A 14,223-nucleotide genomic window follows, 5' to 3' on the forward strand; every position below is an offset into this window, starting at 1 on the left:
ACGGGCGCAACTTGAATGTCGACCATAGCAGACAACATCGGCCTGGTTTCCGAGCGGATCCGGGCAGCCGCCGAGGCCGCGCAGCGCGACGCAGGCAGCGTGCACCTGCTGGCCGTGAGCAAGACCAAACCCGCACAGGCCGTGCGCGAAGCCTATGCCGCCGGGATGCGTGACTTTGGCGAGAACTATCTGCAGGAAGCCCTGGGCAAACAGGCCGAATTAACCGACCTGCCCTTGAGTTGGCACTTCATCGGCCCCATTCAATCGAACAAGACTCGTGCGATCGCCGAGAACTTCGCCTGGGTGCATTCCGTGGACCGCCTGAAAATCGCACAACGCCTGTCCGAACAACGCCCGTCTGACCTGCCGCCGCTGAATATCTGCATCCAGGTCAATGTCAGTGGCGAAGCCAGCAAGTCCGGCTGTACACCCGCCGACCTGCCCGCCCTGGCCGAAGCCATCAGCGCCCTGCCGCGCCTGAAGCTGCGCGGCCTGATGGCGATTCCCGAGCCGACTGACGACCGTGCAGAGCAAGACGCAGCCTTCGCCACCGTGCGCGACCTGCAAGCGAGCCTCGACCTGGGGCTCGACACACTTTCCATGGGCATGAGCCATGACCTTGAGTCGGCCATCGCCCAAGGGGCCACCTGGGTGCGGATCGGTACCGCCCTGTTTGGTGCCCGCGACTATGGCCAGCCGTGAAATGGCTGACTTCCATCTGAGTAAGGACCTGTCATGAGCAACACGCGTATTGCCTTTATCGGCGCCGGCAACATGGCGGCCAGCCTGATCGGCGGCCTGCGGGCCAAGGGCCTGGAAGCACAACAGATTCGCGCCAGCGACCCGGGCGCCGACACCCGCGCCCGCGTCAGCGCCGAGCACGGCATCGAAACCTTCGCCGACAACGCACAAGCGATCGAAGGCGTTGACGTGGTGGTACTGGCGGTCAAGCCGCAGGCCATGAAAGCCGTGTGCGAAAGCCTGCGGCCTAGCCTCAAGCCCCATCAACTGGTGGTGTCCATCGCCGCCGGCATCACCTGTGCCAGCATGAACAACTGGCTCGGCGCCCAGCCGATTGTGCGCTGCATGCCCAACACCCCCGCGCTGCTGCGCAAGGGTGTGAGCGGCTTGTACGCCACATCCGAAGTCACTGCCCAACAGCGCGACCAGGCACAAGAGCTGCTGTCCGCCGTAGGTCTCGCCGTGTGGCTGGAACAAGAGCAGCAACTGGACGCCGTCACCGCCGTCTCCGGCAGTGGCCCGGCGTATTTCTTCCTGCTGATCGAGGCCATGACCGCCGCTGGCGTGAAACTCGGCCTGCCGCAGGAAGTCGCCGAGCAACTGGCCGAGCAGACCGCACTGGGCGCCGCGCAGATGGCCGTGACCAGCGATGTTGACGCGGCCGAGTTGCGCCGTCGCGTGACCTCGCCGGGCGGCACGACCCAGGCGGCAATCGAATCATTCCAGGCCGGGGGCTTTGAAGCCCTGGTGGAAAAAGCACTGGGTGCCGCAGCACATCGTTCGGCCGAAATGGCCGAGCAGCTGGGCAAATAGTCGTCCCCCACATAGGAATCAAACATGCTCGGAATCAATGACGCTGCCATTTTCATCATCCAGACCCTGGGCAGCCTGTACCTGCTGATCGTGCTGATGCGTTTTATCCTGCAACTGGTGCGGGCGAACTTCTACAACCCGCTGTGCCAGTTCGTGGTAAAGGCCACGCAGCCGCTGCTCAAGCCTCTGCGCCGGGTGATCCCGAGCCTGTTCGGCCTGGACATGTCGTCGCTGGTATTGGCGCTGCTGCTGCAGATCCTGCTGTTCGCGGTCATCCTGCTGCTCAATGGCTATCAGGCCACCACACTGCTGTTGCTGCCGTGGGCCTTGATCGGGATCTTCTCGCTGTTCCTGAAGATCATTTTCTGGTCGATGATCATCAGCGTGATCCTGTCCTGGGTCGCTCCGGGCAGCCGCAGCCCGGGTGCCGAACTGGTGGCACAGATCACTGAGCCGGTGCTGGCACCGTTCCGTCGCCTGGTACCTAACCTGGGTGGCCTGGATATCTCGCCGATCTTCGCGTTTATCGCGATCCAGCTGCTGCAAAGCTGGGTGATTCCACGTTTGGCGTTCTACGCATTCATGCCCAAAGAACTGTTCGGTCTGATCTGACAACAATGTGGCGAGGGAGCTTGCTCCCGCTGGGCTGCGCAGCAGCCCCAAAACGGCCGACCGCGTTGCATCTGCGAAATCGCGGCAACCGGACCGGGACCGCTTCGCGCTCCAGCGGGAGCAAGCTCCCTCGCCACAAAAAGCCTTAAAAACACCAGCCGCAGGCCTTTGCTTGCCGCTGGGTGCAGCGGTCTTTAGACTTACGCCTCATTTAAACGAGAGCAGGGTCGATGCCAACTGCCTTCCCCCCCGATTCTGTTGGACTGGTCGTGCCCCAAGTGGCGCACTTCAGCGAACCGCTGGCCCTGGCCTGCGGCCGTTCGCTGCCCGCCTACGACCTGATCTATGAAACCTACGGCCAACTGAACGCCACGGCCAGCAATGCCGTGCTGATCTGCCACGCTCTGTCCGGCCACCACCACGCTGCGGGTTTCCACAGCATGGACGAGCGCAAGCCCGGCTGGTGGGACAGCTGCATCGGCCCCGGCAAGCCCATCGACACCAACAAGTTCTTCGTGGTCAGCCTGAACAACCTCGGCGGCTGCAACGGCTCCACCGGCCCCAGCAGCCTCAACCCGGAAACCGGCAAGCCGTTTGGCGCCGATTTCCCGGTGCTGACCGTGGAAGACTGGGTGCACAGCCAGGCGCGCCTGGCCGACGTTCTGGGCATCGCCCAATGGGCCGCCGTGATCGGCGGCAGCCTGGGCGGCATGCAGGCCCTGCAATGGACCATCACCTACCCGGACCGCGTGCGCCATTGCCTGGCCATCGCCTCGGCCCCCAAGCTGTCGGCGCAGAACATCGCCTTCAACGAAGTGGCGCGCCAGGCGATCCTCACCGACCCCGAGTTCCACGGCGGTTCGTTCCAGGAAGCGGGCGTGATCCCCAAGCGCGGGCTGATGCTCGCGCGCATGGTCGGGCACATCACTTACCTGTCGGATGACTCCATGGGCGAGAAATTCGGCCGTGGCCTCAAAAGCGAAAAGCTCAACTACGACTTCCATAGCGTCGAATTCCAGGTCGAGAGCTACCTGCGTTATCAAGGCGAGGAGTTTTCCGGGCGTTTCGACGCCAACACCTACCTGCTGATGACCAAGGCCCTGGACTACTTCGACCCGGCGGCGAATTTCGACGATGACCTGGCGCGCACCTTCGAGGCGGCCACCGCCAAGTTCTGCGTGATGTCGTTCACCACCGACTGGCGCTTCTCCCCGGCCCGCTCGCGGGAATTGGTGGATGCGCTGATGGCCGCCAAGAAAGACGTCTGCTACCTGGAGATCGACGCACCGCAAGGCCACGACGCCTTCCTGATCCCGATCCCGCGTTACTTGCAGGCTTTTAGCAATTACATGAACCGAATAGCACTGTGAGAACGCCATGAGAGCCGACCTGGAAATCATCCAAGACTGGATCCCCGCCGGCAGCCGCGTGCTCGACTTGGGTTGCGGCGATGGCGAACTGCTGAGCTGGCTGCGCGACAACAAGCAAGTCACCGGCTATGGCCTGGAAAACGACCCGGACAACATCGCCCAGTGCGTGGCCAAGGGCATCAACGTGATCGAGCAGGACCTGGACAAGGGCCTCGGCAACTTTGCCAGCAACAGCTTCGACATCGTGGTCATGACCCAGGCGCTGCAAGCCGTGCACTACCCGGACCGGATCCTCGACGAAATGTTGCGCGTCGGCCGCCAGTGCATTATCACCTTCCCCAATTTCGGCCACTGGCGTTGCCGCTGGTACCTGGCCACCAAGGGCCGCATGCCGGTGTCGGACTTCCTGCCGTACACCTGGTACAACACGCCCAACATCCACTTCTGCACCTTTGAAGACTTCGAAGCGCTGTGTGGCGAGCGCGAAGCCAAAGTCATCAACCGCCTTGCCGTCGATCAACAGCATCGTCACGGCTGGGCGAGTAAGCTATGGCCCAACCTGCTGGGTGAGATCGGGATCTACCGGGTCAGCAGCCCGGGCCTGACGGACCACCAGATTGCCGTCTAACCATTTTCAAGGAGGACGATCATGAGTCGCCTGGCTGTTTTTCTACTCACCGCGTGCCTGAGCGTCAGCGCTATGGCGGCGGATGTTATCGATGGTAATCGTCAGAAAGAATTCGGCGATATCACGGTGCACTACAACACCCTGACCACCAGCTTCCTGACGCCGGAAATGGCTCAGGAAGCCGGGATCGTACGCAGCAAAGAGCTGGGCATGATCAATGTGTTCGTAAACAAGGGCGTCGAATCGATAGACGCCACCGTTACCGGCACAATCAAGGATCTGGGCGGCAAGAGCGAGATGCTGACGTTCAAGAAAATCACCCAGAAAGGTTCTACGCTTTACGTCGCCCAGTACCCGGTGCCGCAGCAGGAAACCAAGATTTTCACCATCAACGTTGAAACCGGTGGCAAAGCCCACGGTTTCAGTTTCAACCAGGAACTGTTTCCGGCGCAATGATGAACCTTACTCAACTCGTACTGGCCAGCCATAACGCCGGCAAGCTCAAAGAACTCCAGGCCATGCTCGGCGACTCGGTGCAACTGCGCTCGATTGGCGAGTTCAGCCAGGTAGAGCCGGAAGAGACCGGCCTGTCGTTTGTCGAGAACGCCATCCTCAAGGCCCGCAACGCCGCGCGTATTTCCGGCCTGCCGGCACTGGCTGACGATTCGGGCCTGGCCGTGGACTTCCTGGGCGGCGCGCCTGGCATCTACTCGGCACGTTACGCCGACGGTAAAGGCGATGCGGCCAACAACGCCAAGCTGCTGGACGCCCTCAAGGACGTGCCCGACGCGATGCGCGGCGCGCAGTTCGTCTGCGTGCTGGCCCTGGTGCGTCACGCCGATGATCCATTGCCGATCCTCTGCGAAGGCTTGTGGCACGGTCGCATCCTGCATGCGGCCAGCGGCGAGCACGGGTTTGGCTACGACCCGTTGTTCTGGGTGCCGGAGCGCAATGTCTCCAGCGCCGAATTGAGCCCGGCCGACAAGAACCAGATCAGCCACCGCGCCCGCGCAATGGATTTGCTGCGCCAGCGCCTGGGCCTGAAATGACCCAGAACACCTCCGCGCAGCCACTGATTCTCGGTGGCGCGCAAACACCTCGGGCGGCCCTGCCTCACCTGCCGCCCCTGGCGCTGTATATCCACATCCCGTGGTGCGTGCGCAAATGCCCCTATTGCGACTTCAACTCCCACACCGCCAGCAAGGTGCTGCCAGAGGAAGAGTACGTCGACGCGTTGCTGGCCGACCTCGATCAGGACCTGCACGCGGTGTATGGCCGTGAGCTGAGTTCGATCTTTTTCGGCGGCGGCACCCCAAGCCTGTTCAGCGCCGTTGCCCTGGGCCGGTTGCTCAAGGGCGTGGAAGCGCGCATCCCGTTTGCCGGCGATATCGAGATCACCCTGGAAGCCAACCCCGGTACCTTCGAGCAAGAGAAGTTCGTGGCGTACCGCAAGCTGGGGATCAATCGGCTGTCGATTGGCATCCAGAGTTTCCAGCAGGAAAAACTCGAAGCCCTGGGCCGCATCCACAACGGTGACGAAGCCGTGCGTGCCGCCGGCATGGCGCGCCAGGCCGGGTTCGACAACTTCAACCTGGACTTGATGCACGGTTTGCCCGATCAGTCCCTGGAGGACGCCCTGGGCGACCTGCGCCAGGCCATTGCCCTCAAGCCCACGCATCTGTCCTGGTATCAACTGACCCTGGAACCCAACACCGTGTTCTGGAACCAGCCGCCCGTGCTGCCGGAAGACGACACCCTGTGGGACATCCAGGAAGCCGGCCAGGCGCTGCTCGCCGAACACGGTTACGCCCAGTACGAAGTCTCGGCCTACGCCCAACCGGGCCGGCCGGCGCGGCATAACCTGAACTACTGGAGCTTTGGCGATTTTATCGGCATCGGCGCCGGTGCCCACGGCAAGCTCAGCCATCCGGATGGGCGCATCGTGCGCACCTGGAAAACCCGGGCGCCGAAGGACTACCTCAACCCGGCGAAAAACTACCAGGCCGGCGCGAAAGAACTGACCAACGAAGAGTTACCGTTCGAGTTCCTGATGAACGCCCTGCGCCTCACCGACGGCGTCGAAGCCAGGCTTTACGCCGAGCGTACCGGCCTCGAACTGGCCAGCCTCGATGAAGCTCGCCGCGAGGCAGAACAAAGTGGCCTGATGCAGGTCGAACCGTCACGCCTGGCGGCCACCGACCGCGGGCAACTCTTTCTCAATGACCTGCTGCAGAAGTTTTTGAGCTGATTGCTCTTAAGGAAATCAAATGGATCTGGTACTCGACCTGCTCGCCACCGTATCCCGCTGGAGCCGTAGCAACCTGTCGGAAATCTCCCTGGCGTTGGTAGGCTGCCTGCTGGTGCTGTTTGGCGCCGACATCAAGGGCTGGGTCGAAGCACGGCTGGGCAGCATCGCGGGTGCGCTGCGCGTGCCGCTGATGGCGCTGGTGTGCATGATCGGCAGCGGTGCAGCACTGATCTATGCCACGCCGTGGATTGTTCGTGGGTTGAGCCAGTTCAACAACTACAGCCTGGCGCCGGTGTTGTTGGTGGTGCTGGTGTTGATTGGGGTGGTGGCGGATCGCCGCTGACCTTAAGCGCGGCACAAAACAAATGTGGGAGCGGGCTTGCTCGCGAATGCGGTGTGTCAGTCAGCGTAAATGTCGACTGATCTACCGCATTCGCGAGCAAGCCCGCTCCCACATTTTTTACTGCATTTCAAGCCTGGGACTTATCAGTCCACTTTCTCGAACTTCAAATCCCAAACCCCATGCCCGAGTCGCTCGCCGCGACGTTCAAACTTGGTGATCGGCCGCTCGGCCGGGCGCGGGACGCATTTGCCGTCTTCCGCCAGGTTGCGGTAGCCAGGGGCGACGTTCATCACTTCCAGCATGTACTCGGCATACGGTTCCCAGTCGGTGGCCATGTGCAGGATGCCGCCCACTTTCAGCTTGCTGCGCACCAGTTCCGCGAAGGAAGCCTGGACGATGCGGCGCTTGTGGTGGCGGCTCTTGTGCCAGGGGTCCGGGAAGAACAGCATCAGGCGGTCGAGGCTGTTGTCGGCGATGCAGCGGTTGAGCACTTCGATCGCGTCGCAGTCGTAGACCCGCAGGTTGGTCAGGCCCTGAGTCAGCACGCCGTTCAGCAGCGCGCCAACACCCGGACGGTGTACTTCAACCCCGATAAAATCCTGCTCCGGCGAAGCCGCGGCCATTTCCAGCAGGGAATGGCCCATGCCGAAGCCAATCTCCAGGGAGCGTGGTGCCGAGCGGCCAAACACCTGGTCGTAATCCACCGGCGCGTCTGCCAGCGGCAGGACGAACAGCGGCGTGCCCTGCTCCAGGCCCTTTTGCTGGCCCTCGGTCATGCGACCGGCGCGCATCACAAAACTCTTGATGCGGCGGTGCTTGGACTCGTCGCCTTCTTCCAGGGTGTTCGGCGTTTCGTTTGATTCAGTCATCAATGGCTCTTACTTGATCAGACCATCCAGCGGCGAGGAGGCGCTGGCGTAAAGTTTTTTCGGCATGCGCCCGGCGAGGTACGCCAGGCGGCCGGCGACGATTGCGTGTTGCATGGCTTCGGCCATCATGATCGGCTGCTGGGCATGGGCGATGGCCGAGTTCATCAGCACCGCATCGCAACCCAGTTCCATGGCGATGGTGGCGTCGGAGGCAGTGCCCACGCCCGCATCCACCAGCACCGGGATCTTGGCTTCTTCAAGGATGATCTGCAGGTTGTACGGATTGCAGATACCCAGGCCGGAACCGATCAGGCCGGCCAGCGGCATCACCGCGATGCAGCCGATTTCCGCCAATTGACGGGCAATGATCGGGTCATCACTGGTGTAGACCATCACGTCGAAGCCTTCCTTGACCAGGGTTTCGGCAGCCTTGAGGGTTTCGATCACGTTGGGGAACAGGGTTTTCTGGTCGGCCAGCACTTCCAGCTTCACCAGGTTGTGGCCGTCGAGCAGCTCACGGGCCAGGCGGCAGGTGCGCACGGCTTCGATGGCGTCGTAGCAACCGGCGGTGTTCGGCAGGAAGGTGTAGCGATCCGGCGACAGCACTTCGAGCAGGTTCGGCTCGCCCTCGATCTGGCCGAGGTTGGTGCGGCGCACGGCGAAAGTAACGATCTCGGCGCCCGAGGCTTCGATGGCCAGGCGGGTTTCTTCCATGTCGCGGTACTTGCCGGTGCCGACCAGCAGACGCGACTGGAAGGTACGACCGGCCAGGACGAAAGGCTTGTCGCTACGAACGATGCTCATGGGAAATCCTCGAGTTGGGGTGAGGTTCTGCAGAATGCGGGTTGGCGCCCTGGAGCGCCGGACGGCTAGCCGCCGCCGATGGCGTGGACCACTTCGACCTGGTCACCCTCGGTGAGCGCGGTCTCGACGTGCTGGCTACGCGGGACGATATCCTGGTTGAGCTCCACTGCGACGCGGCGTCCGGTCAAGTCCAGACGGGTCAGCAGGGCCGCAACGGTTTCACCGTCGGGCAGTTCAAAGGGTTCGCCGTTCAACTGAATGCGCATGCCACGGGCCGCCATCGTTTTTAGGGGCCAGCATTCTAGCGTGATTGGCGTTGCTGGCCCAAGCCCCTTGGTCAGGCAGCCTGTAGACGCCACGCCGCCAAACCGAGGAAGAACCAGCCCAGCAGGAACGCCAGGCCACCAAACGGGGTGATGATGCCGAGCTTGCTGATGCCGGTCATGGTCAGCACATACAGGCTGCCGGAGAACAGCAGGATGCCCACGGCAAAAGAGACACCCGCCCACGTCACCAGCCTGCCCGGGATGTGCGCCGCCAACAGTGCCACGCCGAACAGCGCCAGGGTGTGCACCAACTGGTAGGTCACGCCGGTGTGGAAAATCGCCAGGTACTCGGCGCTCAGGCGGTTTTTCAGGCCGTGGGCGGCAAACGCACCCAGGGCGACGCCGGTGAAACCGAAAAAGGCAGCCAGCATCAGAAAGCCACGCAACATGAGGAACTCCAGTCAGACTCAGGGGGCAGGGTCTGTATAATGGCCCGCTCAACGGGTTCGGCCAAGCCATCTCTATGCTGCGTCTCCTCTTCAAGCGTTTTCTCAAAGCCCTCAAGTGGTTTGCCATCGGCAGCGTGCTGCTGGTGCTGCTGTTCCGTTTCGTGCCGCCACCGGGCACTGCGTTGATGGTTGAGCGCAAGGTCGAGTCCTGGGTCGACGGCGAGCCGATTGACGTACAGCGCACGTGGGTGCCGTGGGATCAGATCTCCGACGAACTTAAAGTGGCGGTGATGGCCGGCGAAGACCAGCGCTTCCCGCAACATTGGGGTTTTGATTTCGGCGCGATCCAGGCGGCATTGCAGCATAACGAGCGCGGCGGTTCGATTCGTGGCGCCAGCACCTTGAGCCAGCAGGTATCGAAGAACCTGTTTTTATGGACCGGCCGCAGCTATTTCCGCAAGGGCCTGGAAGCCTGGTTTACCGGGCTGATCGAGATTCTCTGGCCCAAGCAGCGAATTCTTGAGGTGTACCTCAACAGCGTGGAATGGGATGAAGGCGTGTTCGGCGCCGAAGCGGCGGCGCGGCATCACTTTGGCGTGAGCGCCAAGGCGCTGACCCGCCAGCAGGCCAGCTACCTGGCGGCGGTGTTGCCTAACCCGCGGGTGTGGAGTGCCAGCCATCCAACGTCGTATGTCGCGCGACGGGCGGCGTGGATTCGGCAGCAGATGAGTCAGTTGGGTGGCGACAGCTATTTGAATGAGCTGAACAACTCGCGCAAGGCGCCTTGGGCTGACTGACACCCCACAAAACAACTGTGGGAGCGGGCTTGCTCGCGAAAGCGGTGTGCCAGTCAATACCTTAGGTGACTGATCCACCGCTTTCGCGAGCAAGCCCGCTCCCACATTTCGATCGCGCTGTCCTAGCTACCTGTGTCAGGCGGCGATCGACAGTTTCAGCTTGTTCATCGCACTCTTCTCGAGCTGACGAATCCGCTCGGCCGACACGTTGTACTTCTGCGCCAGGTCGTGCAGCGTGGCTTTTTCTTCTGCCAACCAGCGCTGGTAGAGAATGTCACGGCTGCGGTCGTCCAGCACTTCCAGCGCTTCGTGCAGGTTGTGATTGGAGTTGTCGCTCCAGTCGGCATCTTCCAGCTGACGCGCCGGGTCGTACCGGTGGTCTTCCAGATAGTTGGCCGGCGATTGGAAGGCGCTGTCGTCGTCCGCTTCGGCGGCCGGGTCGAAGGCCATGTCATGGCCGGTCAGGCGACTTTCCATCTCGCGCACTTCACGTGGCTCTACGCCGAGGCTTTCGGCCACGCGATGCACTTCTTCGTTGTTCAGCCACGCCAGGCGTTTCTTCTGGCTGCGCAGGTTGAAGAACAGTTTGCGCTGGGCCTTGGTGGTCGCGACTTTCACGATGCGCCAGTTGCGCAGGATGAATTCGTGAATTTCCGCCTTGATCCAGTGCACAGCAAACGACACCAGGCGCACACCCATTTCCGGGTTGAAGCGCTTCACGGCTTTCATGAGGCCAACGTTGCCTTCCTGAATCAGGTCAGCCTGGGCCAGGCCGTAGCCGCTATAGCTACGGGCGATATGTACGACAAAACGCAGGTGGGCGAGCACCATCTGCCGAGCCGCCCCCAAATCCTGCTCATAGTAGAGACTCTCGGCCAGTTCACGCTCCTGCTCGGGCGTCAGCAATGGAATGCTGTTGACCGTGTGCACATAGGCCTCCAGGTTCGCACCCGGGACCAGAGCATAAGCAGGTTGCAAAGAAGTGGTCATACGAAAAAACCTCCGACTCACATAACTCGTGCAGTTCAGCACTGCGAAAATTGACCGGGAACCGTAGGACAAGTTCCCTAAACCACTGATACGGTCAATACAAACGAAACCACATTACCCTGACATTAACTACTTCGGTGCCAGCTCACGTAAATGCCGTGCGACCGCAATCCAAGCACCGATATACCCCAAGAGCACTGCCCCAAGCAACAATGACAGACCATCGGCTGCCGGCACGCCGGCCAGGGCAAAATCGCTGCCGTACAAACCGGCAAGCCCCACCACCGCATCGTTCAGCCAGTTCAGGCCAAAAGCCAGTACGCCCCAGGACAAAATTCCCGCACCGAAGCCATAAAGCGCGCCCATGTACAGAAAAGGCCGACGCACATAGCTGTCCGTGCCGCCGACGAGTTTAATCACTTCTATCTCGGTGCGGCGGTTTTCAATATGAAGACGAATGGTATTGCCTATCACCAAAAGTAATGCAGACACCAGCAACACCGTCAGGCCGAACACAAACCGGTCGCCCAGCTTGAGAATCGCGGCCAACCGCTCTACCCAGACTAGATCAAGTTGTGCCTGTTGGACCTTCGGCAGCTCTGCGAGTTTTTGTCGCAGGGCTTCCAGGGTGGTCTTGTCGACCTCGTTCGGGGTGACCAGCACCACGCCCGGCAGCGGGTTTTGCGGCAACTCCTTGAGCGCCTCGCCCAGGCCGGACTGTTGCTGGAACTCTTCCAGGGCTTGATCGCGGCTGATGTACTCAGCCTCGGCCACACCCGGAATGCCCTTGATCTGGTCGCGCAGGGACTCACCGTCCTGGGCGCTGGCATCCAGGTTCAGGTACAGGGAAATCTGCGCCGCCCGCTGCCACGAACCGCCAAGGCGCTCGACATTGTTCAGCAGCAATGACAAGCCCATGGGCAGGCTCAAGGCCACGGCCATGACCAGGCAGGTAAAAAAGCTGCCGATCGGCTGCTTGCCGAGGCGGCGCAGGCTGTCTACCAGGCTGGCACGGTGGCTTTCGATCCAGGCATGCACCAGGGTGCCGAAATCCGGGCCATCGTCTTCGTCGCGTTTTTTCTTCTGTGGCTGCGGGTCGGCCGCCTTTGGCGCGACGCGCTCGGAAACCTTCGGGCTGCGTGTTGCACTCATACCCCAGCCTCCCCGTCACCGATCAGGCGGCCGCGTTGCAGGGTCAGCATGCGGTGGCGCATGCGGGCGATCAGCGCCAGGTCGTGACTGGCGATCAGCACGCTGGTGCCCAGGCGGTTGATGTCTTCGAACACGCCCATGATTTCTGCGGCCAGGCGCGGGTCGAGGTTACCGGTGGGTTCGTCCGCCAGCAGCAAGGCCGGGCGATGGACGATGGCGCGGGCGATGCCGACGCGCTGTTGCTGGCCGGTGGACAGGTCGCCTGGGTACAGGTCGGTCTTGTCCGACAGCGCCACGCGCTCCAGGGCCGAATCCACGCGCTTGACGATTTCGGCCTTGGACAGACCGAGAATCTGCAACGGCAAGGCGATGTTGTTGAACACCGTGCGATCGAACAGCAACTGGTGGTTCTGGAACACCACGCCGATCTGGCGACGCAGGAATGGAATCTGTGCGTTGCTGATGGTTGCCAGGTCCTGGCCCGCCAGCAGCAGTTTGCCGGTGGTTGGGCGTTCCATGGCCAGCAGCAGGCGCAACAAGGTACTTTTACCGGCACCCGAATGGCCGGTCACAAACAAGAATTCGCCGCGACGCACCCGGAAACTCAGCTCATGCAAGCCGACATGCCCGTTGGCGTAGCGTTTACCGACCTGTTCGAAACGAATCATGAACGCTCCCGCTCGGCAAACAGTGCCTGTACAAAGGGTTCGGCTTCAAAAGTGCGCAGGTCGTCGATGCCTTCACCGACGCCGATGTAACGAATCGGCAACCCGAACTGCTTCGCCAGGGCGAAGATCACACCGCCCTTGGCCGTGCCGTCGAGCTTAGTCAATGCCAGGCCGGTCAGTTGGACCGTCTGGTGGAATTGTTTGGCCTGGCTGATGGCGTTCTGGCCGGTACCGGCGTCCAGCACCAGCAATACCTCGTGGGGCGCGTCGGCATCGAGCTTGCCGATCACGCGGCGAACTTTCTTCAGCTCTTCCATCAGGTTGTCTTTGGTGTGCAGGCGACCGGCGGTATCGGCGATCAGCACATCAATGTTGCGCGCCTTGGCGGCCTGCACCGCATCGAAGATCACCGAGGCCGAATCGGCGCCGGTGTGCTGGGCGATGACCGGGATCTTGTTGCGCTCGCCCCAGACCTGCAATTGCTCCACGGCGGCGGCACGGAAGGTGTCACCGGCGGCGAGCATGACTTTCTTGCCTTCCAGTTGCAGCTTCTTCGCCAGCTTGCCGATGGTGGTGGTCTTGCCGGCGCCGTTGACGCCAACCACCAGGATCACAAACGGCTTTTTCTGCGTATTGATGATCAGCGGCGCTTCCACCGGCTTGAGCATGTTGGCCAGCTCGGCCTGCAGCGACTTGTAGAGCGCATCGGCGTCGGTCAGTTGCTTGCGCGCGACCTTCTGGGTCAGGCTCTGGATGATCACGGCGGTGGCTTCGACGCCCACGTCGGCGGTCAGCAGGCGGGTTTCGATGTCCTCCAGCAGCTCGTCATCGATGGTCTTTTTGCCGAGGAACAGGCTGGCCATGCCTTCGCCGATGCTGGCGCTGGTCTTGCTCAGGCCTTGCTTGAGGCGGGCAAAGAAACCGGTCTTGCCGGTTTCGGCAGGAACAGCAGGCTCTTCGATGACTGCTGGCGCGGCGACGGCGACCGGAACAGGTTTGGCGACCACCGGTGCAAGCACCTCAACCACTGGCGGCGCTTGGACCACAACGGGCGCAGGCTCCACGAGGGCCGGAATCGGCGGAGCCACATGCTCGGCCAGCTCGTCTTCAACCAGTGCTACAGGCTCTTCTGCCACCGGCAACACCAGCCATGGCTTGTGCTCTGGCTCTGGCGCAGGTTCTGGCTCAACCACCGGCTGCAACACCGGCTCGGCCATCGGCAACACCACCGGGGCCGGTGTTTCGGCAACCGGTTCGGCTTCTACTATGGATTCGGGGATCGGTTCAGCTTGAACCTGCGGCTGTTCGACGACGGTTTCCTGCGGCTTTTTGCGCAGCCATCCGAACAGGCCTTTTTTCTCGCCAGCCGCAGCTGGGGTCTTCTTGTCGTCGTTGGAACCAAACATGGAGACGGCTATCTCAAGGTAGCGACGCGCCAGGGGGCGTGCCGGTAAATAAAATTCGATGCGTAAC

The 14,223-nt window shown here is 61.9% G+C and carries 18 protein-coding genes; 10 read left to right on the top strand and 8 right to left on the bottom strand.

Translation table 11 applies throughout. The features are described 5' to 3' along the window. Positions 1 to 15 precede the first annotated feature (15 nt). The 9 genes from HX839_RS05655 to HX839_RS05695 all read left to right on the top strand — a co-directional run bounded on the left by HX839_RS05655 (position 16) and on the right by HX839_RS05695 (position 6,755). Entirely contained in the window at positions 16 to 702 is a 687-nt protein-coding gene (locus tag HX839_RS05655; protein ID WP_134327465.1) for a YggS family pyridoxal phosphate-dependent enzyme, read from the top strand. Positions 703 to 735: 33 nt separating this feature from the next. Continuing rightward, complete coding sequence (proC, locus tag HX839_RS05660) at positions 736 to 1,554, top strand: pyrroline-5-carboxylate reductase (protein ID WP_177054919.1); 819 nt, start codon at positions 736 to 738, stop codon at positions 1,552 to 1,554. Positions 1,555 to 1,578: 24 nt separating this feature from the next. Next, positions 1,579 to 2,166 carry a YggT family protein gene (locus tag HX839_RS05665; RefSeq protein ID WP_003213764.1) on the top strand — a complete coding sequence of 196 codons (588 nt, stop codon included), beginning with the start codon at positions 1,579 to 1,581 and terminating at the stop codon, positions 2,164 to 2,166. 230 nt (positions 2,167 to 2,396) lie between these two features. Beyond that, positions 2,397 to 3,536: a homoserine O-acetyltransferase gene (locus HX839_RS05670; protein ID WP_008434158.1), complete on the top strand. Its 1,140-nt coding sequence runs from the start codon at positions 2,397 to 2,399 to the stop codon at positions 3,534 to 3,536. A gap of 7 nt (positions 3,537 to 3,543) precedes the next feature. Then, complete coding sequence (gene metW, locus HX839_RS05675; protein ID WP_003213768.1) at positions 3,544 to 4,164, top strand: methionine biosynthesis protein MetW; 621 nt, start codon at positions 3,544 to 3,546, stop codon at positions 4,162 to 4,164. A gap of 21 nt (positions 4,165 to 4,185) precedes the next feature. Continuing rightward, positions 4,186 to 4,620: a DUF4426 domain-containing protein gene (locus tag HX839_RS05680; RefSeq protein WP_003213770.1), complete on the top strand. Its 435-nt coding sequence runs from the start codon at positions 4,186 to 4,188 to the stop codon at positions 4,618 to 4,620. Further along, complete coding sequence (gene rdgB, locus HX839_RS05685) at positions 4,617 to 5,213, top strand: RdgB/HAM1 family non-canonical purine NTP pyrophosphatase (protein ID WP_008434161.1); 597 nt, start codon at positions 4,617 to 4,619, stop codon at positions 5,211 to 5,213. Before HX839_RS05680 ends, rdgB begins: the two co-directional genes overlap by 4 nt. Further along, a complete protein-coding gene (hemW, locus tag HX839_RS05690; protein WP_256343980.1) occupies positions 5,210 to 6,412 on the top strand; it encodes a radical SAM family heme chaperone HemW in 1,203 nt (400 codons plus the stop codon). The genes rdgB and hemW overlap by 4 nt, the downstream gene beginning before the upstream one ends. 19 nt (positions 6,413 to 6,431) lie before the next feature. Beyond that, entirely contained in the window at positions 6,432 to 6,755 is a 324-nt protein-coding gene (locus HX839_RS05695) for a DUF3392 domain-containing protein (RefSeq protein WP_003213776.1), read from the top strand. A 143-nt stretch (positions 6,756 to 6,898) separates the two neighbouring features. On the opposite strand, the gene trmB is transcribed toward HX839_RS05695, so the two are convergent. The 4 genes from trmB to HX839_RS05715 form a co-directional block, all read right to left on the bottom strand. Beyond that, complete coding sequence (gene trmB, locus HX839_RS05700; protein ID WP_003213778.1) at positions 6,899 to 7,624, bottom strand: tRNA (guanosine(46)-N7)-methyltransferase TrmB; 726 nt, start codon at positions 7,622 to 7,624, stop codon at positions 6,899 to 6,901. Positions 7,625 to 7,633: 9 nt separating this feature from the next. Next, positions 7,634 to 8,428: a thiazole synthase gene (locus HX839_RS05705; RefSeq protein WP_093204048.1), complete on the bottom strand. Its 795-nt coding sequence runs from the start codon at positions 8,426 to 8,428 to the stop codon at positions 7,634 to 7,636. A gap of 65 nt (positions 8,429 to 8,493) precedes the next feature. Next, a complete protein-coding gene (gene thiS / locus HX839_RS05710) occupies positions 8,494 to 8,694 on the bottom strand; it encodes a sulfur carrier protein ThiS (protein WP_008434168.1) in 201 nt (66 codons plus the stop codon). Positions 8,695 to 8,765: 71 nt separating this feature from the next. After that, positions 8,766 to 9,143: a DUF423 domain-containing protein gene (locus tag HX839_RS05715; protein WP_003213781.1), complete on the bottom strand. Its 378-nt coding sequence runs from the start codon at positions 9,141 to 9,143 to the stop codon at positions 8,766 to 8,768. Positions 9,144 to 9,217: 74 nt separating this feature from the next. Between HX839_RS05715 and mtgA the strand changes: the two genes are divergently transcribed. After that, positions 9,218 to 9,940 (top strand): monofunctional biosynthetic peptidoglycan transglycosylase, encoded by a 723-nt coding sequence (mtgA, locus tag HX839_RS05720; RefSeq protein WP_087693250.1) that lies wholly within the window; start codon positions 9,218 to 9,220, stop codon positions 9,938 to 9,940. Positions 9,941 to 10,075: 135 nt separating this feature from the next. Here the strand turns inward: mtgA and rpoH are convergent, their stop codons facing one another. From rpoH to ftsY, 4 genes are all read right to left on the bottom strand, one after another. Next, complete coding sequence (gene rpoH, locus HX839_RS05725; protein ID WP_003176698.1) at positions 10,076 to 10,930, bottom strand: RNA polymerase sigma factor RpoH; 855 nt, start codon at positions 10,928 to 10,930, stop codon at positions 10,076 to 10,078. Positions 10,931 to 11,059: 129 nt separating this feature from the next. Next, entirely contained in the window at positions 11,060 to 12,082 is a 1,023-nt protein-coding gene (gene ftsX, locus HX839_RS05730) for a permease-like cell division protein FtsX (RefSeq protein ID WP_003213783.1), read from the bottom strand. Then, entirely contained in the window at positions 12,079 to 12,750 is a 672-nt protein-coding gene (ftsE, locus tag HX839_RS05735) for a cell division ATP-binding protein FtsE (protein WP_003213784.1), read from the bottom strand. Before ftsE ends, ftsX begins: the two co-directional genes overlap by 4 nt. Then, a complete protein-coding gene (ftsY, locus tag HX839_RS05740; protein WP_177066844.1) occupies positions 12,747 to 14,156 on the bottom strand; it encodes a signal recognition particle-docking protein FtsY in 1,410 nt (469 codons plus the stop codon). The genes ftsE and ftsY overlap by 4 nt, the downstream gene beginning before the upstream one ends. Between the last annotated feature and the right edge of the window lie 67 nt (positions 14,157 to 14,223).

Origin of the sequence: Pseudomonas sp. I8001 (genome assembly GCF_013385345.1) — a bacterium.
Lineage (GTDB): Bacteria > Pseudomonadota > Gammaproteobacteria > Pseudomonadales > Pseudomonadaceae > Aquipseudomonas.

Excerpts from the sequence above, each read along its gene's own strand:
- HX839_RS05665 (WP_003213764.1), top strand. The coding sequence starts at position 1,579 with ATGCTCGGAATCAATGACGCTGCCATTTTCATCATCCAGACCCTGGGC.
- ftsE (WP_003213784.1), bottom strand. The coding sequence starts at position 12,750 with ATGATTCGTTTCGAACAGGTCGGTAAACGCTACGCCAACGGGCATGTC.
- HX839_RS05670 (WP_008434158.1), top strand. The coding sequence starts at position 2,397 with ATGCCAACTGCCTTCCCCCCCGATTCTGTTGGACTGGTCGTGCCCCAA.
- hemW (WP_256343980.1), top strand. The coding sequence starts at position 5,210 with ATGACCCAGAACACCTCCGCGCAGCCACTGATTCTCGGTGGCGCGCAA.
- HX839_RS05705 (WP_093204048.1), bottom strand. The coding sequence starts at position 8,428 with ATGAGCATCGTTCGTAGCGACAAGCCTTTCGTCCTGGCCGGTCGTACC.
- rpoH (WP_003176698.1), bottom strand. The coding sequence starts at position 10,930 with ATGACCACTTCTTTGCAACCTGCTTATGCTCTGGTCCCGGGTGCGAAC.
- metW (WP_003213768.1), top strand. The coding sequence starts at position 3,544 with ATGAGAGCCGACCTGGAAATCATCCAAGACTGGATCCCCGCCGGCAGC.
- thiS (WP_008434168.1), bottom strand. The coding sequence starts at position 8,694 with ATGCGCATTCAGTTGAACGGCGAACCCTTTGAACTGCCCGACGGTGAA.
- HX839_RS05655 (WP_134327465.1), top strand. The coding sequence starts at position 16 with ATGTCGACCATAGCAGACAACATCGGCCTGGTTTCCGAGCGGATCCGG.
- HX839_RS05695 (WP_003213776.1), top strand. The coding sequence starts at position 6,432 with ATGGATCTGGTACTCGACCTGCTCGCCACCGTATCCCGCTGGAGCCGT.
- mtgA (WP_087693250.1), top strand. The coding sequence starts at position 9,218 with ATGCTGCGTCTCCTCTTCAAGCGTTTTCTCAAAGCCCTCAAGTGGTTT.
- ftsY (WP_177066844.1), bottom strand. The coding sequence starts at position 14,156 with ATGTTTGGTTCCAACGACGACAAGAAGACCCCAGCTGCGGCTGGCGAG.
- proC (WP_177054919.1), top strand. The coding sequence starts at position 736 with ATGAGCAACACGCGTATTGCCTTTATCGGCGCCGGCAACATGGCGGCC.
- HX839_RS05680 (WP_003213770.1), top strand. The coding sequence starts at position 4,186 with ATGAGTCGCCTGGCTGTTTTTCTACTCACCGCGTGCCTGAGCGTCAGC.
- rdgB (WP_008434161.1), top strand. The coding sequence starts at position 4,617 with ATGATGAACCTTACTCAACTCGTACTGGCCAGCCATAACGCCGGCAAG.
- trmB (WP_003213778.1), bottom strand. The coding sequence starts at position 7,624 with ATGACTGAATCAAACGAAACGCCGAACACCCTGGAAGAAGGCGACGAG.
- HX839_RS05715 (WP_003213781.1), bottom strand. The coding sequence starts at position 9,143 with ATGTTGCGTGGCTTTCTGATGCTGGCTGCCTTTTTCGGTTTCACCGGC.
- ftsX (WP_003213783.1), bottom strand. The coding sequence starts at position 12,082 with ATGAGTGCAACACGCAGCCCGAAGGTTTCCGAGCGCGTCGCGCCAAAG.